The sequence below is a fragment of the Puia sp. P3 genome (assembly GCF_050632245.1).
In the GTDB taxonomy this organism is placed as follows: Bacteria; Bacteroidota; Bacteroidia; order Chitinophagales; family Chitinophagaceae; genus Puia.
In genome coordinates this window covers 3,471,063-3,495,434 of record NZ_CP192583.1, presented here as the reverse complement: position 1 = coordinate 3,495,434, position 24,372 = coordinate 3,471,063, and the positions used below count along the sequence as shown (strand labels likewise).

The following is a 24,372-nucleotide window of genomic DNA, read 5'->3' as shown; positions in this document are numbered from 1 at the left end:
TATAAAGATGCAAATTTCGCGTTATCTTTACCGGCATGAAACGGTTTTTATTTTTTGCGTCGCTGCTTGCATCAGGCGCGGTCCATGCCCAGGTGATCTTCCCGAAGATCGATTCCACGATGAAAATAGGCAAGGTTGGCTACAGGGTCGACTGCCGCAACAAGAGCTATACGGCCAATCCTTTGTCGATCAAGCCTGTAGGATTTGAGAGCGGGGCAAGGGACATTAGCTTTACACTAAAGGGCCGGGTATCCGGCGCCCAGATCGACGACCTCAACCGGGACGGTAACCCCGACCTTGTATTGTTCATTTATGCCGATAGCAATGCTAGCTCGGGGACGGTCTATGCCTTCCTGTCCGAGGGGAATAAGGAGATCATGCCCTGTGTGCTGCCGGACGTTTCCATGAACCCAAAGATAAGAACGGGCTACAAGGGGCACGACCAGTTTTCGATGATGGAAGGGACGCTGGTCCAGCGTTTTCCCGTCTATAATGCCGCGGATTCGGCGGACAAGCCGACCGGCGGCAACCGCACCGTTCTGTATCAGGTAGCCAAAGGAGAGGGTGGCGGATATAAATTCAATATGATCAAATCCTACGACGCGAAATAAACCCTGTCGGGGCTGTTACAGGGTGATATCGATATCATATTTTTCAAGTAGGCCCGGGAGACCCGAGAGGGAAAACCGGGCTTTTTTAATTTTGTTGAATGATAGGTCGATGGAATAGTTGAAGGCCGAGCGGAAGTCCGCCTTTTCAAGGATCGAGTTCTCGAATTTGGCGTTGAGCAGGTCGCAGGCTTCAAATACGGACTGGGTCAGGTCGGCGTCGGTAAAGTCTACTTCCCGCAGTTGGGTCCGCCGAAAATTCGTCTTTTTTATTTTCCTTTTGAAGAACGAGCTGTGGTCGAGCACGCAGCCTTCGAAAGCTGACGGAAAGTCCAAATTCGTTGCAGTCTTCGAAGTGCAGACCAAGCATTTTGCAGTCCTTGAACTGAATATCGCGGAAAGTCGTTTTTTGCAGTTGGGCGAGGCTAAGGTTGCAGTTGGAAAATATACAGTCGATAAATACGATTCCCGAAAGGTCGGTCTCCTGGAAATTGCGGCTGGAAAATTCCTGTTCTTCGTATTCTTTCCTGTTGAGTTGTTCCATGCCTGAAAATAAGTAAAAAACATTGCCCGCGATGTCCAATTTCCGGCCGGCCGGTGATTATAGGTAAAAAGGGTATGAAAGAATTTGTGTTGTTATTCCGGCAGCCGGATCACGACTATAGTATGGCTTCGCCGACGGAGATGCAGACGCTGGTGAGGAAATGGCAGGACTGGATGGGTGGTATCGCCGCGCAGGGAAGGCTGGCCAGCAACGGGCCGCGGCTTTCGCCGGAGGGGATGGTGCTGAGGGCAGGCGCCGGCGTTTCGGACGGCGCTTTTTCGGAGACCGGCGTGACGCTGGGGAGTTATATCGTCGTAAGGGCCGGGAGCCTGGAAGAGGCGGCGGTTGTAGCGCAGGGCTGTCCGGTTCTGGATCTGGGAGGCAGCGTCGAGGTGCGGCCCGTTATTTAGCGGTCTGCAATAGTTGGCGGAAGAAAGGCACCAGTTCATCGGCGAGGAGGCCGTGGTCCTCTACGCTGGGATGGCCGCCGCATCCCCTTACGGTCATGGGTCCGAAGAAATGGAGGGCGATGGGTTTGTCGGAGGGATAGAGCGCATCGACGCGCGCCTTCACCGCGACGATACAGTTGCGGAGCAGGATACCATCTTTGCCGCCTACTGTCGGACTGTTCAGGATAGCTATGCGTGCAGCAGGGTAGTGCGACTTCACGGTCTGAATAAATTTTGTAAATGCGCTCACAAAAGCGGCGCTGTCGAAGGGTTGACGGGGAGTGTGGCCGTCCCCGTGGCTGAGGTCGTTGGTGCCGAGTGCGATGCTCACAACGCTGGGTTGCCAGGCGGTAAAATCCCAGGGCCGCCGGCTGTTGTCGCGAAGGTCGGCGTTGCCATAGACTTCGGGCATCGTAGGCGAATTGCTGTTCCAGTTGCGATAGACGCCGATGCCGCTGACGCTGCTGAGGACGTAGTTGGCCCTGAGGGCCCTGGCGACGCGCGGGCCATAGGCATCGTAGGAGTTGCTATGGTCAAAATAGCCGCCGAGCGTGCAGGGATATTCGGCGGTGTCGGCCGCTGCGCCGCAGGTAATGCTGTTGCCGATAAATTCTATCCCCGGAGCATTGGGGCGGGCGAGGGGTTGTAGTCCTTTGCCCGTGATCTTTTGAATAACCAGTGCTCCGGCTCCGCTTTCGGTGGTTCTGTAGATCCAGACCGTGTGTGGCCCTGGGGTACCTAGTTTGAGAAGGGTGGGCGCGTGGGCGGAGTCCTTTATAACTATCTTGCCTTTGTAGCGACCGTCGACCTCGTACTGCAGGTAATCGTGGTCGTTGCGGGTGAAGGCAAAGAGGTTGCATTCGGCGCCGGTCGCACGGAAGCCGAAATGGGCGGCCGGTCCTGCCAGTTCCAGCTGGCTGCCGGAGCGCCAGTAGCGACCATAGGGATGGAGGGCAGACGCTGGCAGCTTGTCTTGTGATATGGCTGTGCAAAATGATAAAGTCAACACGCCGATAAAGAGGCTGCGAAATATCATGGTAAAGTATTTATGATCTATTGTTTGAGAAAGTTCAGCGGGGGGCCGACTATTTCAACCCCATGGGTCCTGCTGAATTCCTTGCGTTGTTCGTCGGTCATTTTATCCGTAACACCCTGGCTTCTGGACTGCCAGGCGGATAAAGTTATTGCGGTTCATAGATGAAAGTTGGTGCGGGATGAAGATAACTAAAAAGGGCCGTCCCGCGGTGGGATCGGCCCTTGTTCTTTCCTCATGTGCAAACTGGAACTATCAGGATATTTAGAACCCTGGATTATTGGGAAGGAGGTTGGGATTGACGTCCGTCTCCTGTTTCGGTACCGGGAAGAGTAGCTGGTTGGCGGTAAAGGTCGCGTTCCAGACGGTCTTATGACCGACAAAATCGTCCCAGTTGGCGGTGACGTCGTTGTGTACCTTGCGCGTGCGGATCATGTCGAACCACATCTTGTTCTCGAAGCAGAGTTCGAAATAGCGCTCCAGCCATACTTCGTGCTCGAAGTCGGACTGGGATAGGGCGCCGATGGGGGCGAGGTTAGCCCTGGCGCGGATCGCGTTGACATAATTCGTCGCGTTGGTATTGGGGGCTCCTTCGGCACGGTTGGAGGCCTCGGCGTACATCAGGTAGACGTCGGCCAGCCGATAGATCGTGTAGTTGAGGTCGGATTTGGCGGTGCTGCGAACGGCCGTCGAATCGAACCATTTGTAGATGTAGTGGTGTGCGAAGACGACGGGTGCGTTGTTCTTGATGCTGGGATAGGTCGTATAAAAGAACTGCTTTTCCTGTGCCCGTTTGTCTCCCGCGGGGAAGGAGGCGATGAATTGGTCCGTCGGGAAGACGGAGCCGTATTCGTCGGAGTATTTCGAGATGCCGGAGTAGTTGGGGATGGTCAGCGCCGTCAGCGGGTTATTGCCGTTGGCCGCGGCCGAGAACTGGGCCTGCAGGATGAACTCTCCCTGTTCTTGTTCGCGGGCTTGATCATGTCCGTGTAGTTGGGGAACAGGGAGTATCCGCCGTTGTCGATGACCGCCTTCGAATGCTTGGCGGACTCGGCGTAGAACGAACTGCCGCCGTTGATGGCCGCGCCCGCGTAGGTCAGGTATACGTCTGCCGGGATCGCCTCGATCGCGCCTTTCGACACGTAGCCCGTGTTGTCCTGCCAGGGAGGCTTGCGGCTTCGGCAGCGAGCAGGTCCGGTATGATGACGCTGTCGTAGATGGCCTTGGCCGGGGTGCGTGGTATCTTGAGGTTGAGGTCTTTGGGAATGGCCGTGACTTTTGGAACGGCGCCGTACAGGCGAACGAGATAGAAATAATAGAGGGCGCGCAGGGCGTGGGCCTGGGCGAGCATATTATTTTTTGTCGAATCGGTCACGATGCCCGACGGCATGCCGCCCAGGCTTTCGAGGGCGTTGTTGCAGGTGCCGATGCCGAGGTACAGGTACTGCCACCAGGTGTCGAAATAGAACGAGGTGTTGTTGTAGGCGAGCGTCTGATAGTTGACGAACCCGGTCTGTCCGAGGTCACTATTCGACTTGCCGGTCATGAATTCCATCAGGTTCCAGGTATTGCCACCGTAGGAAGCGGGCTGGCCCTGTAACAGCGTGGGCAGGTTGGCGTAGCAGGAATTCACCAGGGCCTGGGCCTCCTTGGAGGTAGTGATCTTGAATCCGGGGGACAGGAAGCTGGTCGACGGCGGCTGGAGGAATTTCTTGCAGGAACCGAGCGTCAGCGTTAGAAGTGCAATGCTGAGAAATTTATATTTAAAGCGTTTCATCAGTGTGTCTTTTAAGAGTTAGAGTTAGAATCCTACAGACAGGCCGAGGTTATAGGTTCTCGGGCGGGGGTAGGAGAAGAAGTCCAGGTTCTGCGAGAACCCTGCATTCTGACCGAGGGTGGAATTGAACGTATCCACTTCGGGGTCGTAGCCGGTGTACTTGGTATGCAGGAACCAGTTCTGCACGCTGGCAGAGATGCGGATCTTCGTCAGCTTCCATTTGTTGACCAGGGTCTCGGGAACCGTATAGCCGAGGGTTAGGTTTTGACCGCGGATAAAGGAGCCGTCCTCTACCCACCAGGTGTCGAAATGGGAGTCCTGGGCGAATTTGTAGTTACGAACCTGGGAGATCATCGTATTCTGGTGGTTGGGGGTCCATCCGTCCAGTACGGTAGCCAGGCTGTTGGCGATGGTCTGGCGGTCTTCGGTAGAGTGCTTGAAGGTTGCTGCCGTATTGACGCCCTGTACAAAGCGAATATCGAACGAGAAGTCCCAGTGCTTATAGTTCATCGTGGTGCTAAAGGTTCCGGTCCATTTCGGATAGGCGCGACCGATGATGCCGAGGGCAAGGTTGTTGTCCTTGTCGTAGATGTATTTGCGGTCGCCGACGTGGAGGCCGTGGCTGGCGGCCAGTGCGCCCTCGGTGCTGCCATAGGTACCGATGCGGGTTGCTCCGTAGAAGGAACCGATGGGCTGGCCTACGCGGAGGACGTTGGTCTGACCGAGGAAGTTGGGGCCGTGGAAGATGTCGGCGTTGCCGTCGTTCAGCTTGATGATCCGGTTGCGGTTGGTGGCGAAGATGAAATTGGTCGTAAGTGTAAAGTCATGCGTCTTGACGTCGACCGTCTGAAGGTTTACTTCGAGGCCGGTATTACGCACGGAGCCGACGTTCTGGTAAACGTTGTTTTGGTTTAGCCCTGCCGACCAGGGGATGGGTGCCTGTAACAGGAGGTCCTTCGTAGTCCGGCGATAGAAGTCGACGTTCAGGTTGACCCGGTCGTGGAACAGGCCCATTTCGACACCGAGGTCAAGTTGCTGGCTCTTCTCCCATTTCAGATTCGGGTTGCCGATATAATAGGGGAGGAGTGTCGACTGGAGCGCGCCGTTGAGGGCTGTAGTGTTGGGCTGGATCTGGCCTTTTTGCTTGTCCTGGGCGATCTCCTGGTTGCCCGAGAAGCCATAGCTGCCGCGGACCTTGAGATAGTTGATCGTGTTACTGTGTTTCAGGAAATCTTCTTCGGATATACGCCATGCCGCGCCGACTGACGGGAAGTAAGCATACAGGTTGTTGATCCCGAATTTGGAGGTTCCGTCGGCGCGTAAGGTACCGGTGAACATATACTTTTCGTCGATATTATATGTTACGCGGGTATAGTAAGAGTTCATCGACCAGATAGTGACATTGGACTGGGTATTGGACCGGACAGAGCCGGCTGCCTGGTACTGCCACTGGAAAAAGTCGTCGATGAAGTTCTGAGACTCCTGATCTGCCCATTCCTGCCGGTATTTGACCCATGATGCACCCAACAGGGCGGTCAGGCGCTGGCGGTCGTTGATCCTTTTGTTCCAGGTCAGGTAGTTTTCCGTTTGCCAGTAGTAGTTGTAATAAGTGTTGATATGAGCTTCACCGCCCTGGTCCTGGGAAAGGTGCGGAAGGTCATTGCCGGAGTAGAAATTGTTCTTCTGCGCTCCTACATTGAAGCCCATGTCAGACTTGAAGTCGAGGTCTTTGGTGATATGGATGGTGGCGTAGACGTCTCCCAGCGCCTGCAGGGTATTGTTGAGGTTGTAGCGCGACTGAGAGATGTGGACCGGGTTGGGGCCGCCCTCGAGGCCGGCGATATCGTTGTTGCCGGCCCAGCTGCCATCGGGATATTTTACCGGAACAATGGGCACTTCTTCGGTCACCATGCGGGGGACGTTGAGGGAGCCATTGGCGTCGGAGACGAGGCGCTGCTGGCTTTTGATCAGTGAGATATTGCCGCCGATCTTCAGCCAGTCGTTGACGTCATTGTCGAGAGTCAGCTTGACGTTATAGCGGTTGAACCAGCTGTTGACCATGATACCCTGCTGGTCGAGGTAACCGAAGGATGCGCTGAACAGGGATTTGTCGCTGCCCCCTGGATATTGATGAAATGGTCGTGCGAGAAGGCCGGTTTGTAGGTCTCTTTCTCCCAGTTGGTATTGTAGAGCGGTTTGTCGTTTGCGTCGAACAATTTGGGCAGGCTGAGATGATTCATCTGCACTGGGGGCGTCTGCACCTGACCCAGCGGATCGTATTGCTGGCCGTTGGCATAAGACGCGTTGTAGATGTGAACGAACTGGTCAGAGTTGAGCGCTTTCAGGTGCCGGGTCAGCACGGACTCGTTGCCGTTGCCGTCATAGGTGACCTTCGAGATGCCATGGCGTCCTCTTTTGGTGGTTACGATGATGACACCATTTGCCGCGCGTGACCCGTAAATGGCCGTCGAGGAGGCGTCCTTGAGTACATCGAGCGATGCGATCTCGTGGGGGTTCAGCGTATTGATGTCTACGCCAACCACGCCATCTACCACATAAAGGGGGTCGAGACTGGAGTTAATAGATCCGATACCACGTACACGGACCTTGGCGCCCTGGCCCGGAGCGTTGCTGTTGATGCTGACGTCAACACCCGCAATCTTGCCCTGCAGGGCCTGGGTAACGTTGGGGACGGGTCTGTCCACTATCTGATCGGCTTTGAGGCTGGCGATGGAGCCGGTGAGGTCAGATTTTTTTGCAGTACCATATCCGATGACCACGACGTCGTTGAGGCCCGTGACGGTCTCTTTAAGCTTGACCGATAAAGAGGCCTGGCTGCCGATCTTTATGCTCTGCATTTCATAGCCAACATATGAGAATTCCAGTGTGGTGCCCTCGTCGGGAACCGTCAGCTGAAAATGGCCCTGGGCGTCGGTGGTAGTGCCTACCGAGCTGCCCCTGACTGTGACTGAGACCCCCGAGAGGCCTTCGCCTTTATCATTGGTGACTGTGCCGCTGATGGTGCGGGCTTTGATCTCCTCGCGGGCGGCGGCTATGGGCGACAGTTCCCTGTATATGCTGGGAATGCCCTCGCTGCGGTCGCGGACGGTGGAGATGACGATGGTATTGCCCACCAGTTCGTAGCGGAGGCGGGTGTTGAGCAGCAGGGCTTCCAGGATGCTGTGGACCGACCTGCGGCCACTGCCGAGGGTAAGATTGTGGATTCTCTTGATTTCCCGTTTGTTATAAGCAAACATGAAGGGCGTCATCTGCTGGATCTTTTCCAGAGCGGACATCAGGGGTTCGTCCTTCAGCTCCAGCGAAATATAGACCTTATTCAGGTCTTGCCCGCTGGCGTCGCGGGCGCTGAGTAGCTGGACGCTGCTGAAAAAGCACAGGAGGAGTACAAAGCTGATTCGCATAAAATACAGCAATCGTTTTTGGTTTGGTTAAGCAGTTCCTGGCGCCCTGGTTCCAGGCAGGGGCGCTCAAACGCTGACAATAAAGAAAATGTCATAGTTTTGATTGTTTTAAATGATGATGACTTGTTTAAAGCAGGATACCTCACCTTTCAGGAAAAAGGTATCCTTTTAAGGCCTGCTTCGGGTTCCAGCCGGAGCGGGTCTTTTTTATATAGGGTTCTACTATATACCTAATTACCGGGGCTACTTACATCCCTCTCCACTTGATCATGATCTGTCCATGATCGATGGCATAGTCCATGTTGTTGATCTTCGATAAGACCTTGATGATGGCTTCCAGTGATTGTCCTTCAGTAAAGGAAGCGGTCACAGGGCAATTTTCTGCGGCGGGGTTGGTAAAGACGATGGTGGCATGAAATCGGGCCGAGAGCTCGTCCATCGCCTCTTTCATAGTTACGTCATTAAAAATAAGGTAGGGTTTCTTCCAGGTAAGTACTTCGCCGGCGTCGACCGGGATCTTTTTCAGCCGGGTGTGCAGCGAGTCGAGGCTCAGCTGTTCGTTACGGCGGAGGATACTGTATTCACCCGCGTCGTTCTCGACCTTTACTTTTCCTTTCGTCACGGTGATGACGATGTTCCGGTCGGAGAGGGCGTTGATGTTGAAGGCAGTACCCAGCACCGTGGTACGGACCGTGCCGGTGTGGACGATAAAGGGACGGGGGTCGTGATGGATCGCGAAATAGGCCTCGCCGTGAAGGGTCACTTCACGGGCATTCGAACTGAGTCCTTTCTCATAGTCCAGACGGGCGTCCTGATTGAGTAAAACGGTACTTCCGTCCGGCAGGGTGATACAGCGGTTTATAGGTGGTTTAACGGCCAGTGCCGGCGGCGGTGCCGGAGGTGCTGGGGTGGAATTGCGCGAATAAAGGGCCGGGAAGCCGAGGATGGTGATACCGAGCAGGGATGCAGCCCAGCCGGTGTAGAGGAGGATGCGGCGGCGGGAGAAAGACTGGACGGGGGTAGGATCATCGCTGGCAGAGGGAGGCGTTTCGGGCTCACGCCGGCTAACGATGTGCCGGAGCATAGCGTCGGCCGTCTGCTTGTCCTGAAGATAAATGGGGAAATCTTCCTTCCAGGTCTCGTCGATGAGGTTACGCAGGGTTGCGTCGTGTTCCGAGCGGAGCAGCATTTCAAACAGTTCGTTCTGCTCCATGGGGGTACTTTCTTTATTAAAGTACCTCCTGAACAGATAGGCCAATCGTTGTGATGCTTCCATGGTTGTAGCTTGGTTGAGTCTGGTATTTTTCAGAAGGCAAACACAGGCTCATAATTAAAGACTGAATTAACGAATGATAGGAGTAGCCAAAAAAAAATATTTTTAAGATTTCTTTAAGAAAGATCAGTCGATGAAATTCCTGATGATGAGGAAGCAGAAAATCAGGATGCCGTCGGAGGGGAAATGAAGGATGTCGCGGAGCGTTTTCAGCGCCTGGACGAGGTGGGTCTTGACGGTGTTACGGGAGATATGGAGGTGGGAAGCGATCTCGTCGTGTTTCATTCCCTGGTGGCGGCTTAGCGTGAAGATCAGTTTTTGGCGCGGGGACAGCTGATCGAGGGCCCGCTGCAGTTGTTCTTCGTTCTCGCGGGTAAGCACCACGTCTTCCACCAGGTTCGCTTCGGGTTCGGGAAGGCCGGCCATCCGGCGGCGAAGGGCCGATTCTTTGGCCATATTTTTCAGCATGTCGAACACCTGATTGCGGGCAATAGTGAAGAGCCAGTTGTCAAAACGAAGTACGTGGGGAATCTTTTGGCGATGGAGCCAGACTTTCAGAAAGACGTCCTGTACCAGCTCGTCCGCTTGTGCGCTGTTGCCGGTCAGGTGATAAGCATACGAGTAGACCTTTCGCCGGTAGTGATGGAAAATGGGAGCGAAGGCTTTTTCGTCTCCTTCTGCTATTCGGGCAAGCAGGTCATTCTCATCTGGCAATGGCAAAGCTCTGGCTGCGATATTTTGGCTACCTATGTCAAACATCGTTGCAGGTTAGTTTGTATGCACATACCAAATTTATCTCAATTTGAGCACTCTCCAAATTTATTTGAGCACATTCCTGTTGTGGATTTTGCCGTCTGCTAAAATTCCAATGTTTCTTCTTCTGCTGCGTTCTTGCAAACGAGCGCTTTGGAAGGCTTGCTGACAGCGGGTTTTGGAGGTGCACTGCAATTAGCATTCCAGCGTCGGGTCGCTGCTAAAAGATAGATGGAAAATGAAAATGCAACAGAGTGCCGCCAGGCTGCGTCATTAATTACAGGTGTGAGCGGCGGACTATTTTCTGAAAAAACTAATCAATTAGTTGTTGAACTAATAAATTAGTAGTAGATTCATTTAAAATTTGGATATACATGATGAAACTAGCCAAACGGGAAGAGCAGATCATGCAGGCCTGCTGGCATTTGGGAAAGGCTTTTATCAAGGAGATCATCGCCGAGCTGCCTGATCCCAGACCTCACTACAATTCGGTGGCGACGATGGTAAGGATCCTCGAGGAGAAGGGATTTCTGGGCCATGAGACATTCGGCAACACTTTCCAGTACTATCCGGTGGTGTCGAAGGAGGACTATCAGAAACACGCATTCGAAGATATCGTGAAGTCTTACTTTAATAATTCTTATCCAAGGATGCTGGCTTATTTCGCCAAAGAGCAACAGCTGTCCCAGGAGGAGCTGAACGAAATCCTGGAGATCATTAAATCCCAGAAGAAATGATACCTTATATCCTTCACGTCACGGTCATTACCACCATCTGTTATTTCTTTTACAAGCTGCTATTGCAGAAGGAAACCTTTTATCGATGGAACAGGTGGATGCTGGTGGGTTGTCTGGCGCTTGCCTTTCTGCTTCCGTTGCTGCCTGCGCCGAGGATCGGAGGGCTATGGGTAAAGCAGGATACGGTGGTGGAGGCTCTGCCGGTGAGCGTGACGGAGGCAAAGCCTGCTGAAGCGGACGCGCAGCAGCTGGCAGATATGCCAACGGATGAGGTGGCGACGCCGGAGGCGTCTGTTGTCAGGCCGAAGGTATCGGAACAGCCGGCAGGGGGCCGGGGCGGATAGCCACAGTGGCGGCGTTGGCGGTCCGGTGGGTCTCTTTATGTTTATCTGTTCGGCGTGCTGGTCTTCGGGTTCAATTTCCTGCTGCAGCTGGGAATTCTCCTTTATCAGTCCTATACCAGTCCGGTGATCCGGGATGGTCGTTTCCGGATCGTGGAGCGGGACGGGGCGCCCTGTTCTTTTGGGAACACCATCTTTATTAATCCGGCGGGATATGACTGGGAGACCTACAATCAGATCCTGATCCATGAGAAGACGCATGTCAGCGGGCGGCACACCGTCGATATCCTTTTGGCGGAGGTCGCTGTCGTATGTCAATGGTTCAATCCGGTAGTCTGGCTGTATCGCCGGGAAGTGGAGAACAACCTTGAGTTTTTGACGGATGCGGCCGTTCTCCGGCATGGGGAGGTGGAGCGGCTGGCTTATCAGCTGAGCCTTCTGCGGGTATCGGCGCCGCATCTGCCTTTCAGCATCACTAACAACTACAATCAATCACTGTTAAAAAGACGTATCGTTATGATGAATAGTTCAAGTTCGTCCACATGGACTGTATGGAAATACTTTTTCCTGCTGCCGATATTTACGACGCTGGTGCTGGTGTTGAATAAACCGGCGGCTTATAGTCAGGAGCCATCAAAAAATGAAAGGCTGGTTGCTCCGGTTCCTCCGGTCCCTGCAGTGGTGTCGATCCCGGCTGTCGCCGTGGCTCCCGTCGCTGTGGTGGCTCCGGTGCGGCGTATAGCTGCAAAAGCGACGGTGGCGTCTCCGGTCGCTCCGGCTCCGGTAGTCGTGCCTGCGGTCGCTCCCGTGGCAGTGCCGGCGGAGGCCGCGCAGCCTTCGGATACGCTGACGGAAGGAGCCTGGTTCGTTACGACGTCCGACAACAAATTATCGTTCGAGCTGAAGGCCGACGACAATGATGAGAACCATTTTTGGTCTTCTACGCTGAGGGTAGGGAAGGACGAGATCAATCCTTTTCCGGGTGCGGGCAATGTCAGTTTCAAACTGGTCCGGGATGCGGGCACGATGTTGTTTACGGGGCAGTTCGACGGTCAGCAGGGGTTTGGGCATTTTCATTTTCAGGCGGACGAAGGCTATTTCAGGGCCCTGCAGCAGATGGGGGTAGAGGATATGGAAGGCCGCCGGCAGCTGTCCTTTTTCATGGCCAACGTCAAAAAGGAATTTGCCGGTATGGTCGTACACAGCGGGTATCCGCATATCAGCGGGCGCATGCTGATCAGCTTCTCGGCCCTGCATATCGACAGGGATTTTATCCAGTACTGGCGTTCGTCGGGTGTGCAGGACGCGGATGAGCCCAGGACCCTGATCACGCTGAAGGCGCAGAATATCGACAAGGCCTATGTAGAAGAGATGAAGGCTGCGGGCTATGATCATCTTTCTGCCAGGGAGTTGAATACGCTGAAGGCGCAGCATATCACGGGCAGCTATATCCGGTCGATAGGCGGGGGCAGGGATAATCAACTGATCCCGGTGCGGGAGCTCGTTTCCTATAAGGCGATGAATATCGACTCCGGCTATATCAATTCTTTGCGCAAGCTGGGATATACGAATCTGGAGCGGAAGGATATTGTGATGCTCTATAATATGCACGTGACGGCGGATTATATCCGGTCGCTCCGGGATATGGGGTACAGGGGATCTGGCCCCGCGGGAGATCGTGCAAATGAAGGCGCAGGAGATCAGTCCGGAATTTTTGAAGGGTTTCAGGGACGCGGGACTAACCAGTCTTTCTCCGCGCGAACTCGTGCAGATGAAGGCCACGGGCGTCGGTCCGGAGTTTATAAAGGGGTTCCAGAATCTGGGGTATCGGGATATTTCTCCCTCGCGTCTGAGCATGCTGAAGGCGACGGGTGTCACTCCGGAATTTGTGAGTGAGTTAAAAAAGATCGGATTTGAGGATATACCGCTGTCGGTGTTGCCGTCGCTGAAAAGTATGGGCGTGAATGCGGAATGGGTGTCGAAAATGAAGGAGAAGGGCTTTGTGTCGAAGGATCTGAACAAATATATCCGGCTGAAGAATGATTTTAATTGAGGATTGACAATACTAATTAGTGTATCCTGCCGTTCTTGCGGCAGGATTTTTTATTTTGCAGAATGTCAAATAGCCCCGAACAGTCCTCAGCAGCGAGGATCCGTGTGATGATAGCGATCTTTTTCTTTGTCTCCGGTTTTGGTTTTTTCACCTGGGGTAGCCGGATTCCCACGATACAACAGGAATTACACCTTAATAATGAGCAGCTGGGCATCGTCCTTTTTGCTCTGCCGATCGGGTTGATGACGACGCTTCCGGTGACGGGTGTGCTGCTGAGCCGGTTTGACAGCCGAAAGGTCATGATCATCGGTGCGGTTCTGTTCAATGCGATGCTTTGCGCCATCGGGTTTGCGACGAAGGTCTGGCGAGCGGTGCCGGCCCTTTTCTTTTTCGGGGTATCCCGCAACCTGCTGAATATTTCGGTCAATGCGCAGTCTATCGGGGTGCAGGCTCTGTTCGAGCGGTCGATCATTGCCCGTTTTCACGCGGTGTGGAGCCTGGCGGGGATGAGCGCCGCGGCGCTGGGCTATGTCATGGTGTCCTCTTCTGTGTCGCCGGCATGGCATTTTTTGGTGGTAGGCTTATTGCTGACGGTGATGTGCTTCTACGCGTATCCGGGTAGTCTGCGCCAGCAGCCGGCTCCACGGCAGCGCAGGTCCTGGTTTGCCCTTCCTGACCGCGGCCTGGTGAAATTCGGATTGATCTCTTTTGCGTCGATGGCTTGCGAGGGTGCGATGATCGACTGGAGCGGGATTTATTTTCGGGAGGCGGTACATACTACGGCGAGTGCGGCTACGCTGGGGTATGTCGTCTATATGGTGGCGGTGACCCTGGGAAGGCTGACCGGAGACAGGCTGGCCAACCGACTGGGTATCCGGACGATGTTGACGTATAGTGGTATACTGATAGGCGTGGGATTGCTGACGGCGGCCTTTTTGCCTTATCCGGTCACGGCGGGGCTTGGATTTGTCCTCACCGGTTTTGGCGTCTCGTGTGTGATCCCCCTGGTCTTCAGCATGGCTGGTCGTTCGTCGGAGATGAGCAGCGGGTCGGCGATCGCGTCTGTTTCAACGGTCGGGTATATTGGATTTTTGATCGTGCCTCCGGTGGTGGGATCGGTCGCGCAGCACGCAGGCCTGCCCGTTGCGATCGGGATGCTGGCGGTATTTGGGCTGCTGATCTCGGGGTTGGTGCAGCTGACGCTGGATCAGCAGAGTATTCCGGCTATTGTCGGGCCCGATCCGGCGGAGCCGATGGTTTGACCGGGAGACGGCAGCCACCTGCTGATGTGACGAGCCTTTGGGGAGCCACCCGCGGTCACCCGCCGATGAGACGAAGTCCCGGCAGTTCATAGATAAAATCTATCGATTTATAGATAATTGAGATGATATTCTATTGGCCCGCGATCTTATATTTGCATCACTTCGCGATTGCCCACCTTGCCAGTGACCTGTCTCAATTTACATTTCTAAAACACAAATAGCATATGCCTAACAGGATTTTATCGATCGGAGAAAAGTTTCCCGCATTTAAGAAGAAAGCAGTAGTATCTATCGAGAAAGGAAAAGAATTTACGGAGATCACGGAAGCGTATGGTAGCGCGAACGGCAACTGGACCGTGATGTTCTGGTGGCCGAAGGATTTCACCTTCGTTTGTCCTACAGAGATAGCCGAATTCAACAAGAAGAACAGCGAGTTTTCGGATCGTGATACGGTCGTTATCGGTGCGTCTACCGATAGCGAGTTTGTGCATGCCGCGTGGAGAAGGGATCACAGCGATCTGCGTGACCTGAAGTTCCCGATGCTGGCCGATACTTCCAAATCTCTGGCAGAGGAACTGGGTATTCTGGATAATGAAGAGAAGATCGCTTATCGTGCAACATTTATTATAGATCCTCAGGGAATCGTGCGTTGGGTCAGCGTTTATGACCTGAACGTAGGTCGTAGCGTACAGGAAGTCATCCGCGTATTGGATGCGCTGCAGACAGATGAGCTATGTCCCTGCAACTGGAAGAAGGGAGAAGAAACGCTGACTGAGCAGCTGAGCATGAACTAAGGTGTCCCGTGGGGGCGACCTCTGGCGGCCTTAAAATTTTTTTTAAATTATGAGTGCAGTAGCGACTATACAAAACGAGACATTTCAGAATTTGCTGCGGGAGTTGAATATTCCCGGATATGAGCCGTCGGCCAGTGTGCTGGCGCTGGTTGCCGGCGAATCCCGATATATAAAAGATCTGAAGATCAATGTGGGGAATGTGCTGAACAACAGCCAGTATTTGAACAGGAAGGAGGCGGTATTGCTGGCGTTGGCTGTAGCAGTCAACGAGCGGTTTTGTGCTTCTGCAGGAGTCTTTTACTGGGATGGCGCGGGAGGCCGGGGCTACGGACGCGGAGATCGCGGAGATCGTGGCTTGTACTTCGTTGATGAACACGAATAACGTCTTTTACCGTTTTCGTCATTTTATGAAGAAGGAGTTTTATGACAATCAGCCTGCCGGTATCAAGATGAGCATTATGGCCAGTCCTGTGCTGGGTAAGGAGTTCTTTGAGCTGGTGAGTCTTGTTGTCTCTTCGATCAATGGATGTGAGATGTGCGTCAGTTCGCACGAGCGGTCGGTATTGCAGCATGGCAGTGAGGAGGCGAGGGTTATGGAAGGGGTGAAGCTGGGTGCTGTCCTCAAGGGGCTGATCGCTGTCCTGGCTTAGGAGAATGAATGGTTAATGATAAAGAGGCCGGCTCAGGAATGAGCCGGCCTTTTACTAACCCAAATTTAGCCTTTATAGGGCCTATTACTCGTGTTCGATCATTTCGAAGCCGATCTCGATGCTTCGTTGTATCTCTACTGACACTGGGTGATCAAATAGCTGGCTTCTGCTGCACCGGTTGGTCTGGAGAGTATGGATGATAAAGCTCCAGCCGGGTTTTCTTTTTACCAGGAAAGCGATATTGTCGACGCTTTCCTGGTGACGAAGGGCACGGAAGAAATTTCGGTCCTTTTCGAGGTTGATTTCGAAGAAGGAGGAAAGTGTGCCGACGTGTTTGTCCAGCGCTTTGCGGTATAGCCGGGCTTTCTGGCTGGTATCTCCTTTGAGGCGGACGATGCGGGTCGGATATTTTTCCGTATACAGCTCGATAATCAGTATCAGAGTCGTCATCAGGCAATTGAAATCTCCGCGGTCCTGGACGGGCTGCGCTTTTTCCGGAATATCTCCGATGTCGAGATTGTAGACGTCAGCCGTTTTCTGGTGAAACCGGACCTCGCGGGTTGCAGGACCGGCCGCACCTTCGCTGGTGAACTGAAAGGCGCTGAAGTCCGGCAGCGCTTTCAGTGCTGTACAAGAAGACATATTGAATGATTGTAAAAGGATGAATAAATGGTTATTTGTAGATCCTTTTGCGCTGTGGTCTGCGGGGGCTGGGATGAGGGGGCTCGGTGGCCTCCGTGGCCTCAGTGGCCTCCGGTTCAGAAGGAGGGATGCCTGGCTCTTCCACGACCGATGGTTCGGGTTCTGCAACCGGCTGATGGGTCGCCGGTTGAAGCGTCAGTAGAACTGGTTCCCCCTCCTTCGGGAGCTCTTCTGCCCTTGTAGCGGCCCTTGTTGCCAGCGGGGAGATATTGATCAGTTTCGTTTTTGGATTTGCCTCTATAAATACCTTTTCCTTTTTATGGTTTTTGACAAAATGGACGGGATGGATATTGCCTCGCTGTAGCGACCGGATCAGCGCCATTTTTAGCTGTTCGTCCTGTAGTTCAATGATGGGATAGAGGTGCAACACTTTTTCGAGGTCGTAGCCGGAACTGTCCTTGTATTCGGTGTATTTGTAGTTGCCTGACGGCGTCTTTTCCCCGAAGTTCAGCTGGGACCATGCCCAATATTCGGTGTCGTCTTTGGGACTGACCCGCTTTTTATATACTGCCCTCCCTTCGAGAAGGTTGAAGGCTTCCTTGAACGTAAACCCCCATTTCTTGTAGATATAGAAGGTTTGCGCCTTGTCCGCCTCTATACTGCCCGCGTACAGGAGCCGCGCGTCATAACTTTTAAAATAGTAAGTGTCCCTTTCCCCGGACCTCGAGAAGTGAAGCGTGGCCTCCATGCGGCAGTCCTCATAAACGGCGTCCGTGAAAAGCTGAAATTCCGGCTGCCCGAGCAGTACATTTTCTTCCAGTTCCTGGTTGAGCGGACCTTCCTCTCCGAATCCGAGATATTTCAGCCGGTTTTGGAGATAGTCCAGATTTTCGCTGTTCATTTTAATTGATTTAATAGTGAGTATTAGAGAATTCTCGCTCTTTCGAGCATAAAGTTGCCGGCCATCAGGCGCAGATGTCTGCCCCCATTCTTTTCGATTACCTCGATCATCAGCCGCCTGCCTGCGGGCAGAGTGAACTTTGGCAAAACGACCACGTTACTGCTGTGACTGTAACCGCGGATCACCGAATTGCTGTCGTACAGATAAATGGGCGGGAGCTCTCTGATGCCGGTGCTGCTCTTCCCCGGCGTTCCGGCGATAGAAAAATGGATCGCCTCTATGTCGTAGTCGAGAGAGGACCGATTTTTAAGACGGAGAAGAAAATAAAGCACCGACCCCTGGGTGTAGATGCCTCTTAGCTGGAGCTTCATCTTTCCGATGCGGTCATTGCCATAGCTGATCCATGAACCTTCCTTGATGATCTTCTCACAGGAACTTCTCAGCAGGATCACGCGTTCTTCCGCGATCGGCAGGCCGGCGCCCGGAGGATCCGCGGTTGCGGCGGACGGTGACGTACGGCGGACGGTGGAAAAGAGCTGCTCCATTCCTTTGTTTTTGACAGCCCCCGTCTGGGCAACTGCAGCACTCGTCTGACTGAGCAGGACGAGCCCTGTCAGGATTGTTGTCATCCTTGACATTGTAATTAATTTTTGTGTTTTTAAATAATTGGAGTAGGACGGGCCCGTCTACTTCGTTGTCCTGTTAAAAGTAGATAAGATGGGGACCGGAACAATGAAAGGGTACCCTCCGCGATCGGAGAAATGTCGGGAGAAATCCTCCAATTTCGGAGTGCTATTTTTTCCGTTTGTTGCGCCCATTTTCGTATATAGATCTTCTGATGCCGTACAGAGTGGATTCGCGAATACCCATCAGCGAGGCCATGTGCTTTACCGGAAGCCGGGATACCAGCGACGGGTATGCGGCCCGCAGCAAGTTATAGAACTGCTCGGGCGGCCTTTTGCCGCCAGGCGTCCATCTTCCGGCCATGCACGTGGTAATGCTCGGTCAGCCGCAGCCGGATGTACAGGAACTCCGGGTAGCCGGCGGTCAGCCGCTCCAACTGGGGCCGGTCGATCGTCCAGACGATGCTGTCCTCCACCGCCTGTATGCTTTCGGTCGAAGCGAAACCGGTATCAAAACTATTTACGCAGGTGACGATATTGCCTTCTTCCATCGCCCATGTGCAGTACTGCCTGCCCGTGTCCTGGTCCTGGTCGTAGCAGCAGAGCAGTCCCTTTTCGATAAACCAGAGGTTGGTGCAGGGGGCGGGACCCTGGTGCACGAACCCGTGCCGGCGGAAACCGACCTGCGTGACGGTATTGTACAAGGCCAGCTGCAGACCGTCTGTCATGGGCGCTACGGCCCTCAAAAACGCGATGACTTCTTTCATATGCCGGGAATCATCAAAGAAGGGGCCGTCTTCCATGCGCCTGCAGCAGGGCTGCGTACAGCGGGAATCCGATGATATATGTCAATCCGTACCTTTGTCAATATGACGGTTCAACCCATGCTACCCGGACACGCGGAAGCGCTGGAACAGCTGCAGCGGATCGTTTTTCCGACGCTCTCGGCAGGCGAACGGCTGCGGGCTGAGCAATACCTGCGCCATCTGGAGATATTTCCCGGGGGACAATTTGTCCTGACAACGACGGCCGGGCAGGACGCGACGGTCATCGGCATGACCTCCACGATGCGTACGGATTTCGACCTGGCGGATTATCAACACAGCTTTTCCGAAACCAGCGGCGGAGGGTGGCTGACCCGTCACCAGCCGGAGGGAGAATGGTTGTATGGACTCGATATGGGGATACACCCGGACTGGCGGGGAAGGGGAGGGGCGCGTCTGCTATACCGCGCCAGGCAGCTGCTGGTTCGGCGGCTCGGGCTCGCGGGCCAGTCGACCGTCGGGATGATGAACGGCTATGGCGCCTTCAGCGACCGGCTGAGCGGCGGGGAATACTACCGGCAATGGCTGAATGGAGAAAGGGACGACCCCACGTTGACACGTCAGCGAAATATCGGATTCGAACCGCTGGGGCTGATACCGGACTATCTGCACGACCCCGCCTGCGGCAACTACGGCGTACTGCTGCGGCTGGACGCCGGTATAGAGGTGTAGCGCGGGCAGGATTCGAACGCCGGCAAAGAGATTTAGCGCGGGCAGGATTCGAACGCCGGCATCGGAGTTCAGCGCGGGCAAGATGATTCAATCCATTTAGCGGCAGAGTCGTAACTTTGTATAAGATTGGCAATTTTAAAACGTCTTATATGGCACTCGATTCTGGCAAAAAACAGCGGGTTGTTATTATAGGGGCCGGCTTCGCCGGTCTTCGTCTGGCACGGATGCTCAACAATACGAAGTACGAAGTATTCCTCATCGACAGGCACAACTATCACCAGTTCCAGCCGCTCATGTACCAGGTAGCAACGGCCCGGCTGGAGCCATCGAGCATCTCGTTTCCCCTCCGAAAAGTCTTTCAGCATTCGAAGAATGTCAGCATACGCATCGCAGAAGTATTGCGGGTGGACCCCGGCAAAAAACTGCTTTTCACGACCGTCGGAGAGATCCAGTACGACAGGCTGGTCATCGCGCTGGGGTGTACGACCAATTATTTTGGCAACACCCGGATACAGGCTAATTCCTTTCCGATGAAGTCGGTACCCAATGCGATGGCCCTGCGCAACAGAATACTCCAGACGTTCGAGGATACCATCGAGGCGGGGCCGGCCGAGCTGCAGTCCCTGCTGAACTTCGTCATCGTGGGTGGCGGACCTACCGGTGTGGAACTGGCCGGGGCGATGGCAGAGATGAAGAAGAATATCCTTCCCAAGGACTATCCGGAGGTCGACTTCTCCCGCTTCACGATCTACCTGCTGGAAGGGTCCCCAAATACCCTCAACGCGATGAGCGAGCCCTCCAAGATAAAGTCCAGGCAGTACCTCGAAAGTCTGGGCGTGATAGTCAGGACGGGTACGGTCGTGGAGGACTATGACGGCACTACGGTGAGGCTGAAGGGAGGCGAGACGATCGCCGCGAAAAACCTGATCTGGGCCGCGGGGGTAGTCGCCAATACGCTGGAAGGGATCCCTGCCGAAAGTATTACGCGCGGCAACCGGCTGAAGACCGACCGGTATGGGGAGGTGGAAGGGATGGAGGGAGTCTATGCCGTCGGGGATATTGCGTACATGCCTACTCCAAAATATCCTAACGGTCAGCCGCAGCTGGCGAATGTGGCGATCGCCCAGGCGGTTGCCATCGGGCGTAATTTTGTCCGCGAACTGATGGGTAAGCCCCTCAGGGAGTTCGAATATCACAGCAAGGGAACGATGGCCACTTGTCGGGAAAAGAAAGGCGGTGGTCGACCTGCCGGGGTTTTCTTTTCAGGGCGTGTTTGCCTGGCTGACCTGGATGTTCGTGCACCTGATGCTGATCCTCAGCGTCAAGAACAAGCTGAGCATTTTCCTCAACTGGATGATGAGCTATTTCGCCAACGATTCCACGCTTCGTCTGATGCTGAAGGCGGACCGGGGCGACAAGACGCCAGGCAGGATCGATGAGACGGTGGTAAAAGGGTGACATATAGTCATTTTTGCTTACCTTCGTAAGAATTCATTCCTTATAAATGGCGGAAACAATCGTAGAATTAAAGCAGGCGAATATTTATCAGGGCGGAAATCTCATTCTTCAGGGCGTCAATCTCTCTGTTGAAAAAGGCCAGTTCGTGTATCTGGTGGGCAAGACGGGCACTGGCAAGTCCAGTCTGCTGAAGACCCTGTACGGAGATATTTCTCTCCGCGAAGGGGAGGGGACGGTAGCCGGCTTTAATCTGCGGGATATGAACTGGAAGAATGTGCCCTACCTGCGGCGCATGCTCGGGGTGGTCTTCCAGGACTTTCAACTGCTGACAGACAGGAATGTCAACGACAATCTTAAATTCGTTCTGAGAGCCACGGGCTGGAAGGACGTCCGGCTGATGGACGAAAAGATCGGCGACGTACTGGACAAGGTGGGGCTCAAGTCGAAGGGATTCAAGATGCCCTTCGAAATGAGCGGCGGCGAACAGCAGCGCGTAGACATTGCCCGCGCCCTCCTCAACTCTCCCAAGCTGATACTTGCTGACGAACCTACGGGTAACCTCGACCCCGAGACCTCCGACGAGATCATGCAACTGCTGTTCCGCATCTCGCGGGACTATGGAACCTCCATCATCATGGCGACCCACGACTACCGGGTCATCAACAAATTCCCGGCAAGAATGGTCAGGACCGAGCGCGGGCAGGTCACCGATAACGCGACTCTGGCCATCGACTAATTCGCGGCCGGCACGCGGCCCCAGATGGCGTGCAGCAGCGTCTGTAAATTCTTTTCCTGATTGAACTGTTTTCCGAGGACCATGCGTCTTGCGCAGATGTCGTCCTGTGTGAATGATCGGGTATAGAGGTCCGTTATGAGCGAACGGAAGGCGTCCGCGTTGTCTGCAATGTGGCAGACGGTCTCGAGTCCCGTCTCTTCCACGGCGTCGGTGTTGACGACGCAGTGGCGTCCGTTGAACAGTGCATTCAGGAGTTTGAGCTTGACGCCGGTGCAGTTGAAGGAAGGCAGGATATTGACCTGCGCCTTGGATATCAGGTCCTGCATTTCCTCCTCCGAGGGGTCGGGGATCAGACAGGTGAAGGGATATTGTCCGATAATGCGGGTCAGTTTTGCGGAAGGGTTTTTGCCGGAGATGATAAACGGCATTTCGAGCGCCGAGAATACTTTTTTCAGCAGCCAGATGACAACCTGTTCGTTCTCAGCGACGGAGAGGTTGCCGTGGTAGAGGCAGAAGCAGCCGGTGCCTTCCTTGCTGGTGACCTCTTCGAAGGGCAGGAAGACGGGAAGCGTCTCTATGTCCTCCGCCCCGAATTCTTTCCTGTACAGCGCGTTGTCCCTTGGGGTAACCGCGAGGATCTTCACTTTATCGGCGATACGGTGTTCGTACTGGCGGAGCAGGTTGCTCTCGTGGTGGTAGTAGATCTTTTTCAGCAGCGATCTTTCGGTGAAGCATAGCTGGCGGTAGTATTGGTATTCGACGTTGTGCAGACGCAGGATGATCCTGCGGTTGTCGAACCGCGGGTCGCCAACCAGATAGGTGCAGTGAACGCCTTCGAGCAGGATGGGGTAGTCGTCCTCCAGCAATTTCCCGAGCAGCTGTTTGCTCGAGCGGGAGCAGACGATATACGGCAGCTTGTGTGAGAAGCCTTTGTGTCCTTCGTGGCGTTCGTAATAGTTGACCTCAACGCAATAGTTATCGAGAACGGGCTGGCGGCCGCGACCGTATTCGAAGCAGTGCAGGTGGATCTTTACGCCGGCGCCGTGCAGACAGCGGATCTTATGAAACAGGTCGAAGACACCTCCGTAGTCTACCGGATACGGCACGTCCAGACACACGATATGTAAGTTATTTTCCAAATTTTAACCCAAGATTTGTTGGTAAAAGCGGATCAGTCCTTTTTCTTCTTCCTGCCAGTTGTAACGAAGCCGTGCCTGTTTGCAATTGTCCACTAACGTATAATATAAGTCCGTATTATTCAATAACTGATTCAGACCATCCGCTATTTCCCGTATGCCCGGCTCGCTAATAAGAACAGCGATGGGACGCCAATTGTTTATTTCCTCGTAAGCGGGATAGCTGACCCCCAGTTGGGGGATACCGGCCTGGATATAGTCGAAGAACCGGTTGGCAAGCGAAAAATAGTTGCTTTTACCCCGCCGGTCGAACAGGGTGATGCCGCACCATGCGCTGCGGGTGATCTGTCTGAGGTCGTCCGGCAGGACCCAGCCCCTGAAAAGGACCTTGTCTTCGAGTCCGAGCTGTTTGACCAGGGCTTGTGCCCGGCTCATATAATTTCCGTCGCCGCATACGACCAGAGTGGCATCCACCAGCGCCATGGCGGGGATAAGGGTCTCGAAGCAGCGCCCTTCGCCCACGGCTCCCTGGTAGAGGATAAAGCGCCCGGGGGAGGGGAATGGCAGCAGGGGGTTGCGCTGGGGGGCCGGAGACTCATCCAGCAGGGGCAGATTGCGTACGACGGCATAGTCGACTCCGTACATTTCCCTGAATTCGGCCGCTATCGGCTGGTTGACGGTATAGCCGTGCCGGAATCTGGGTACGCAGTACCGTTCGACCGACTTCCAAATCTTATAGATGGCTGGGCGGGTAACCACTTCCTGCATTTCGCAGAACAGCTCGTGCGCGTCGTAGACCCGGGGTATCCGCCGGAGGCGGGACGCGAAATAGCAGGGGAGGATGGTGTCCAGGTCGATGGCGCAGACGGCGTCGATCTTTTGAACGAGCAGGAAGAAGAAAAGGCGGAGATTGTATTCGAGATAAAATAGCTTTCCTTTGGAAAAAAGCAACCGGAGGCGGCGCTGGGCAAAGGGGCGGCTGGTGAGGGGAAGAGAGGCCCTATGCCGGCGGCCGACCAGTGTGACGTCGAATCCGGCCGCGGCGAGCGAGGTGCAGATCCTTATCATACGCTGGTCATAATTGAGGTCGTTGGTCACCGTACAAAAGATCCTTTTTGGCATCGGGCAAAGATATGAATGTCGTTTTCTGGCGCTAAAAGCGCCAATATTAATGAATTAGGAGGATATATTGCATATTTTTATGCATTTTTAGGAGCCGTATTTTAAATAATTTAGAAATTTTTCCTGTACCTTTGCAGCCTGCAATAAAATGATGAACCTCCTCTATTGGGAGGAGTGGTTGCAGATGATAAAATAAATATTTAGAGATGCCTTATTTGACAAAAAGAGAAAAAGCAGAGTTTCTTCACTGAATTTGGTGGAAAAGCCACCAACACAGGTTCTATCGAGGGCCAGATTGCTTTGCTGACTGAGCGGATCAACAGTATCTCCCAGCACCTGCAGGCGAACAAAAAGATTTCTCCACTCATCGTGGTCTGATGCAATTGGTAGGTAAAAGAAAGCGTCTGCTTACCTACATGAGCAAAACCAACCTCACTGGTTACCGTCAGCTGATCGAAAAACTCGGACTCAGAAAATAATTCATTATGCATATGACAAACATTCCCAACTGAACCTACGGTTGGGAATCGTTTTTTTATATCGTAAGAATTGTCGCACCACG

Annotated in this window: 30 protein-coding genes and 2 pseudogenes; 16 read left to right on the top strand and 16 right to left on the bottom strand. The window is 54.0% G+C overall.

The window, feature by feature from the left end; genetic code table 11:
- The first annotated feature begins 35 nt into the window (after positions 1–35).
- The gene (locus ACQ86N_RS21325; RefSeq protein ID WP_431216871.1) at positions 36–611 is read left to right on the top strand and encodes a hypothetical protein; all 576 of its coding nucleotides are present in this window, start codon (positions 36–38) and stop codon (positions 609–611) included.
- A gap of 15 nt (positions 612–626) precedes the next feature.
- Here the strand turns inward: ACQ86N_RS21325 and ACQ86N_RS21320 are convergent, their stop codons facing one another.
- Together ACQ86N_RS21320 and ACQ86N_RS21315 are read right to left on the bottom strand one after the other, a co-directional pair.
- Positions 627–914 (bottom strand): pentapeptide repeat-containing protein, encoded by a 288-nt coding sequence (locus ACQ86N_RS21320; RefSeq protein WP_431216870.1) that lies wholly within the window; start codon positions 912–914, stop codon positions 627–629.
- The gene (locus ACQ86N_RS21315) at positions 802–1,056 is read right to left on the bottom strand and encodes a hypothetical protein (protein WP_431217529.1); all 255 of its coding nucleotides are present in this window, start codon (positions 1,054–1,056) and stop codon (positions 802–804) included. The genes ACQ86N_RS21320 and ACQ86N_RS21315 overlap by 113 nt, the downstream gene beginning before the upstream one ends.
- Between ACQ86N_RS21315 and ACQ86N_RS21310 the strand changes: the two genes are divergently transcribed.
- Together ACQ86N_RS21310 and ACQ86N_RS21305 are read left to right on the top strand one after the other, a co-directional pair.
- Complete coding sequence (locus ACQ86N_RS21310; protein WP_431218093.1) at positions 964–1,158, top strand: hypothetical protein; 195 nt, start codon at positions 964–966, stop codon at positions 1,156–1,158. The two genes, ACQ86N_RS21315 and ACQ86N_RS21310, sit on opposite strands and share 93 nt — an antisense overlap.
- 68 nt (positions 1,159–1,226) lie before the next feature.
- Entirely contained in the window at positions 1,227–1,562 is a 336-nt protein-coding gene (locus ACQ86N_RS21305) for a YciI family protein (RefSeq protein ID WP_431216869.1), read from the top strand.
- Here ACQ86N_RS21305 and ACQ86N_RS21300 read toward each other — a convergent pair.
- From ACQ86N_RS21300 to ACQ86N_RS21265, 8 genes are all read right to left on the bottom strand, one after another.
- Positions 1,555–2,637, bottom strand: a complete 1,083-nt coding sequence (locus ACQ86N_RS21300) for a GDSL-type esterase/lipase family protein (protein ID WP_431216868.1) — start codon at positions 2,635–2,637, stop codon at positions 1,555–1,557. The genes ACQ86N_RS21305 and ACQ86N_RS21300 overlap by 8 nt on opposite strands.
- A gap of 261 nt (positions 2,638–2,898) precedes the next feature.
- The gene (locus tag ACQ86N_RS21295) at positions 2,899–3,384 is read right to left on the bottom strand and encodes a RagB/SusD family nutrient uptake outer membrane protein (RefSeq protein WP_431217528.1); all 486 of its coding nucleotides are present in this window, start codon (positions 3,382–3,384) and stop codon (positions 2,899–2,901) included.
- Positions 3,385–3,533: 149 nt separating this feature from the next.
- Entirely contained in the window at positions 3,534–3,776 is a 243-nt protein-coding gene (locus tag ACQ86N_RS21290; RefSeq protein WP_431216867.1) for a hypothetical protein, read from the bottom strand.
- Complete coding sequence (locus ACQ86N_RS21285; RefSeq protein ID WP_431216866.1) at positions 3,731–4,411, bottom strand: RagB/SusD family nutrient uptake outer membrane protein; 681 nt, start codon at positions 4,409–4,411, stop codon at positions 3,731–3,733. The genes ACQ86N_RS21290 and ACQ86N_RS21285 overlap by 46 nt, the downstream gene beginning before the upstream one ends.
- A gap of 24 nt (positions 4,412–4,435) precedes the next feature.
- The gene (locus tag ACQ86N_RS21280; RefSeq protein WP_431217527.1) at positions 4,436–6,514 is read right to left on the bottom strand and encodes a SusC/RagA family TonB-linked outer membrane protein; all 2,079 of its coding nucleotides are present in this window, start codon (positions 6,512–6,514) and stop codon (positions 4,436–4,438) included.
- On the bottom strand, positions 6,433–7,833 hold the full coding sequence (locus ACQ86N_RS21275; protein ID WP_431216865.1) for a TonB-dependent receptor plug domain-containing protein: 1,401 nt from the start codon (positions 7,831–7,833) through the stop codon (positions 6,433–6,435). The genes ACQ86N_RS21280 and ACQ86N_RS21275 overlap by 82 nt, the downstream gene beginning before the upstream one ends.
- Before the next feature lie 247 nt (positions 7,834–8,080).
- Positions 8,081–9,046 carry a FecR family protein gene (locus ACQ86N_RS21270; RefSeq protein WP_431216864.1) on the bottom strand — a complete coding sequence of 322 codons (966 nt, stop codon included), beginning with the start codon at positions 9,044–9,046 and terminating at the stop codon, positions 8,081–8,083.
- 186 nt (positions 9,047–9,232) lie between these two features.
- A complete protein-coding gene (locus tag ACQ86N_RS21265) occupies positions 9,233–9,826 on the bottom strand; it encodes an RNA polymerase sigma factor (RefSeq protein WP_431216863.1) in 594 nt (197 codons plus the stop codon).
- 407 nt (positions 9,827–10,233) lie between these two features.
- Between ACQ86N_RS21265 and ACQ86N_RS21260 the strand changes: the two genes are divergently transcribed.
- From ACQ86N_RS21260 to ACQ86N_RS21225, 8 genes are all read left to right on the top strand, one after another.
- Complete coding sequence (locus ACQ86N_RS21260; protein WP_431216862.1) at positions 10,234–10,596, top strand: BlaI/MecI/CopY family transcriptional regulator; 363 nt, start codon at positions 10,234–10,236, stop codon at positions 10,594–10,596.
- Positions 10,593–10,940, top strand: a complete 348-nt coding sequence (locus ACQ86N_RS21255; RefSeq protein ID WP_431216861.1) for a hypothetical protein — start codon at positions 10,593–10,595, stop codon at positions 10,938–10,940. Before ACQ86N_RS21260 ends, ACQ86N_RS21255 begins: the two co-directional genes overlap by 4 nt.
- Before the next feature lie 54 nt (positions 10,941–10,994).
- The gene (locus tag ACQ86N_RS21250; protein ID WP_431216860.1) at positions 10,995–12,833 is read left to right on the top strand and encodes a M56 family metallopeptidase; all 1,839 of its coding nucleotides are present in this window, start codon (positions 10,995–10,997) and stop codon (positions 12,831–12,833) included.
- Entirely contained in the window at positions 12,826–12,990 is a 165-nt protein-coding gene (locus ACQ86N_RS21245) for a hypothetical protein (protein WP_431216859.1), read from the top strand. Before ACQ86N_RS21250 ends, ACQ86N_RS21245 begins: the two co-directional genes overlap by 8 nt.
- Before the next feature lie 107 nt (positions 12,991–13,097).
- Positions 13,098–14,252: an MFS transporter gene (locus tag ACQ86N_RS21240; protein ID WP_431216858.1), complete on the top strand. Its 1,155-nt coding sequence runs from the start codon at positions 13,098–13,100 to the stop codon at positions 14,250–14,252.
- 224 nt (positions 14,253–14,476) lie between these two features.
- A complete protein-coding gene (locus tag ACQ86N_RS21235) occupies positions 14,477–15,046 on the top strand; it encodes a peroxiredoxin (protein WP_431216857.1) in 570 nt (189 codons plus the stop codon).
- Positions 15,047–15,095: 49 nt separating this feature from the next.
- Complete coding sequence (locus ACQ86N_RS21230) at positions 15,096–15,428, top strand: hypothetical protein (protein WP_431216856.1); 333 nt, start codon at positions 15,096–15,098, stop codon at positions 15,426–15,428.
- Positions 15,352–15,696 (top strand): carboxymuconolactone decarboxylase family protein, encoded by a 345-nt coding sequence (locus ACQ86N_RS21225; protein WP_431216855.1) that lies wholly within the window; start codon positions 15,352–15,354, stop codon positions 15,694–15,696. The genes ACQ86N_RS21230 and ACQ86N_RS21225 overlap by 77 nt, the downstream gene beginning before the upstream one ends.
- An 84-nt stretch (positions 15,697–15,780) precedes the next feature.
- Here ACQ86N_RS21225 and ACQ86N_RS21220 read toward each other — a convergent pair whose 3' ends face one another.
- The 4 genes from ACQ86N_RS21220 to ACQ86N_RS21205 form a co-directional block, all read right to left on the bottom strand.
- Positions 15,781–16,338 carry a DUF6934 family protein gene (locus tag ACQ86N_RS21220; RefSeq protein ID WP_431216854.1) on the bottom strand — a complete coding sequence of 186 codons (558 nt, stop codon included), beginning with the start codon at positions 16,336–16,338 and terminating at the stop codon, positions 15,781–15,783.
- Between the two features lie 31 nt (positions 16,339–16,369).
- Entirely contained in the window at positions 16,370–17,239 is an 870-nt protein-coding gene (locus ACQ86N_RS21215; RefSeq protein ID WP_431216853.1) for a hypothetical protein, read from the bottom strand.
- Positions 17,240–17,262: 23 nt separating this feature from the next.
- A complete protein-coding gene (locus ACQ86N_RS21210; RefSeq protein WP_431216852.1) occupies positions 17,263–17,877 on the bottom strand; it encodes a DUF4138 domain-containing protein in 615 nt (204 codons plus the stop codon).
- Between the two features lie 296 nt (positions 17,878–18,173).
- Complete coding sequence (locus ACQ86N_RS21205) at positions 18,174–18,629, bottom strand: Crp/Fnr family transcriptional regulator (RefSeq protein ID WP_431216851.1); 456 nt, start codon at positions 18,627–18,629, stop codon at positions 18,174–18,176.
- A gap of 78 nt (positions 18,630–18,707) precedes the next feature.
- On the opposite strand from ACQ86N_RS21205, the gene ACQ86N_RS21200 reads away from it, so the two are divergent.
- The 4 genes and pseudogenes from ACQ86N_RS21200 (at position 18,708) to ACQ86N_RS21185 (ending at position 21,552) form a co-directional block, all read left to right on the top strand.
- On the top strand, positions 18,708–19,358 hold the full coding sequence (locus tag ACQ86N_RS21200; RefSeq protein WP_431216850.1) for a hypothetical protein: 651 nt from the start codon (positions 18,708–18,710) through the stop codon (positions 19,356–19,358).
- A 149-nt stretch (positions 19,359–19,507) separates the two neighbouring features.
- A pseudogene (locus tag ACQ86N_RS21195) lies at positions 19,508–20,476 on the top strand (NAD(P)/FAD-dependent oxidoreductase); the annotation flags it as partial.
- A 118-nt stretch (positions 20,477–20,594) separates the two neighbouring features.
- Positions 20,595–20,816, top strand: a complete 222-nt coding sequence (locus tag ACQ86N_RS21190) for a hypothetical protein (protein WP_431216849.1) — start codon at positions 20,595–20,597, stop codon at positions 20,814–20,816.
- Positions 20,817–20,862: 46 nt separating this feature from the next.
- Entirely contained in the window at positions 20,863–21,552 is a 690-nt protein-coding gene (locus ACQ86N_RS21185; protein WP_431216848.1) for a cell division ATP-binding protein FtsE, read from the top strand.
- Here the strand turns inward: ACQ86N_RS21185 and ACQ86N_RS21180 are convergent.
- Complete coding sequence (locus ACQ86N_RS21180) at positions 21,549–22,691, bottom strand: glycosyltransferase (RefSeq protein WP_431216847.1); 1,143 nt, start codon at positions 22,689–22,691, stop codon at positions 21,549–21,551. The two genes, ACQ86N_RS21185 and ACQ86N_RS21180, sit on opposite strands and share 4 nt — an antisense overlap.
- Before the next feature lie 3 nt (positions 22,692–22,694).
- On the bottom strand, positions 22,695–23,810 hold the full coding sequence (locus ACQ86N_RS21175) for a glycosyltransferase (protein WP_431216846.1): 1,116 nt from the start codon (positions 23,808–23,810) through the stop codon (positions 22,695–22,697).
- A gap of 282 nt (positions 23,811–24,092) precedes the next feature.
- On the opposite strand from ACQ86N_RS21175, the pseudogene rpsO reads away from it, so the two are divergent.
- Positions 24,093–24,289: pseudogene (rpsO, locus tag ACQ86N_RS21170) on the top strand (30S ribosomal protein S15).
- The last annotated feature ends 83 nt before the right edge of the window (positions 24,290–24,372 follow it).

Coding starts and splice junctions, on each gene's coding strand:
- ACQ86N_RS21185 (WP_431216848.1), top strand. CDS start 20,863: ATGGCGGAAACAATCGTAGAATTAAAGCAGGCGAATATTTATCAGGGC.
- ACQ86N_RS21300 (WP_431216868.1), bottom strand. CDS start 2,637: ATGATATTTCGCAGCCTCTTTATCGGCGTGTTGACTTTATCATTTTGC.
- ACQ86N_RS21285 (WP_431216866.1), bottom strand. CDS start 4,411: ATGAAACGCTTTAAATATAAATTTCTCAGCATTGCACTTCTAACGCTG.
- ACQ86N_RS21225 (WP_431216855.1), top strand. CDS start 15,352: ATGGCGCGGGAGGCCGGGGCTACGGACGCGGAGATCGCGGAGATCGTG.
- ACQ86N_RS21220 (WP_431216854.1), bottom strand. CDS start 16,338: ATGTCTTCTTGTACAGCACTGAAAGCGCTGCCGGACTTCAGCGCCTTT.
- ACQ86N_RS21200 (WP_431216850.1), top strand. CDS start 18,708: ATGTCAATCCGTACCTTTGTCAATATGACGGTTCAACCCATGCTACCC.
- ACQ86N_RS21215 (WP_431216853.1), bottom strand. CDS start 17,239: ATGAACAGCGAAAATCTGGACTATCTCCAAAACCGGCTGAAATATCTC.
- ACQ86N_RS21270 (WP_431216864.1), bottom strand. CDS start 9,046: ATGGAGCAGAACGAACTGTTTGAAATGCTGCTCCGCTCGGAACACGAC.
- ACQ86N_RS21325 (WP_431216871.1), top strand. CDS start 36: ATGAAACGGTTTTTATTTTTTGCGTCGCTGCTTGCATCAGGCGCGGTC.
- ACQ86N_RS21210 (WP_431216852.1), bottom strand. CDS start 17,877: ATGTCAAGGATGACAACAATCCTGACAGGGCTCGTCCTGCTCAGTCAG.
- ACQ86N_RS21305 (WP_431216869.1), top strand. CDS start 1,227: ATGAAAGAATTTGTGTTGTTATTCCGGCAGCCGGATCACGACTATAGT.
- ACQ86N_RS21235 (WP_431216857.1), top strand. CDS start 14,477: ATGCCTAACAGGATTTTATCGATCGGAGAAAAGTTTCCCGCATTTAAG.
- ACQ86N_RS21175 (WP_431216846.1), bottom strand. CDS start 23,810: ATGCCAAAAAGGATCTTTTGTACGGTGACCAACGACCTCAATTATGAC.
- ACQ86N_RS21205 (WP_431216851.1), bottom strand. CDS start 18,629: ATGAAAGAAGTCATCGCGTTTTTGAGGGCCGTAGCGCCCATGACAGAC.
- ACQ86N_RS21230 (WP_431216856.1), top strand. CDS start 15,096: ATGAGTGCAGTAGCGACTATACAAAACGAGACATTTCAGAATTTGCTG.
- ACQ86N_RS21255 (WP_431216861.1), top strand. CDS start 10,593: ATGATACCTTATATCCTTCACGTCACGGTCATTACCACCATCTGTTAT.
- ACQ86N_RS21240 (WP_431216858.1), top strand. CDS start 13,098: ATGATAGCGATCTTTTTCTTTGTCTCCGGTTTTGGTTTTTTCACCTGG.
- ACQ86N_RS21260 (WP_431216862.1), top strand. CDS start 10,234: ATGATGAAACTAGCCAAACGGGAAGAGCAGATCATGCAGGCCTGCTGG.
- ACQ86N_RS21275 (WP_431216865.1), bottom strand. CDS start 7,833: ATGCGAATCAGCTTTGTACTCCTCCTGTGCTTTTTCAGCAGCGTCCAG.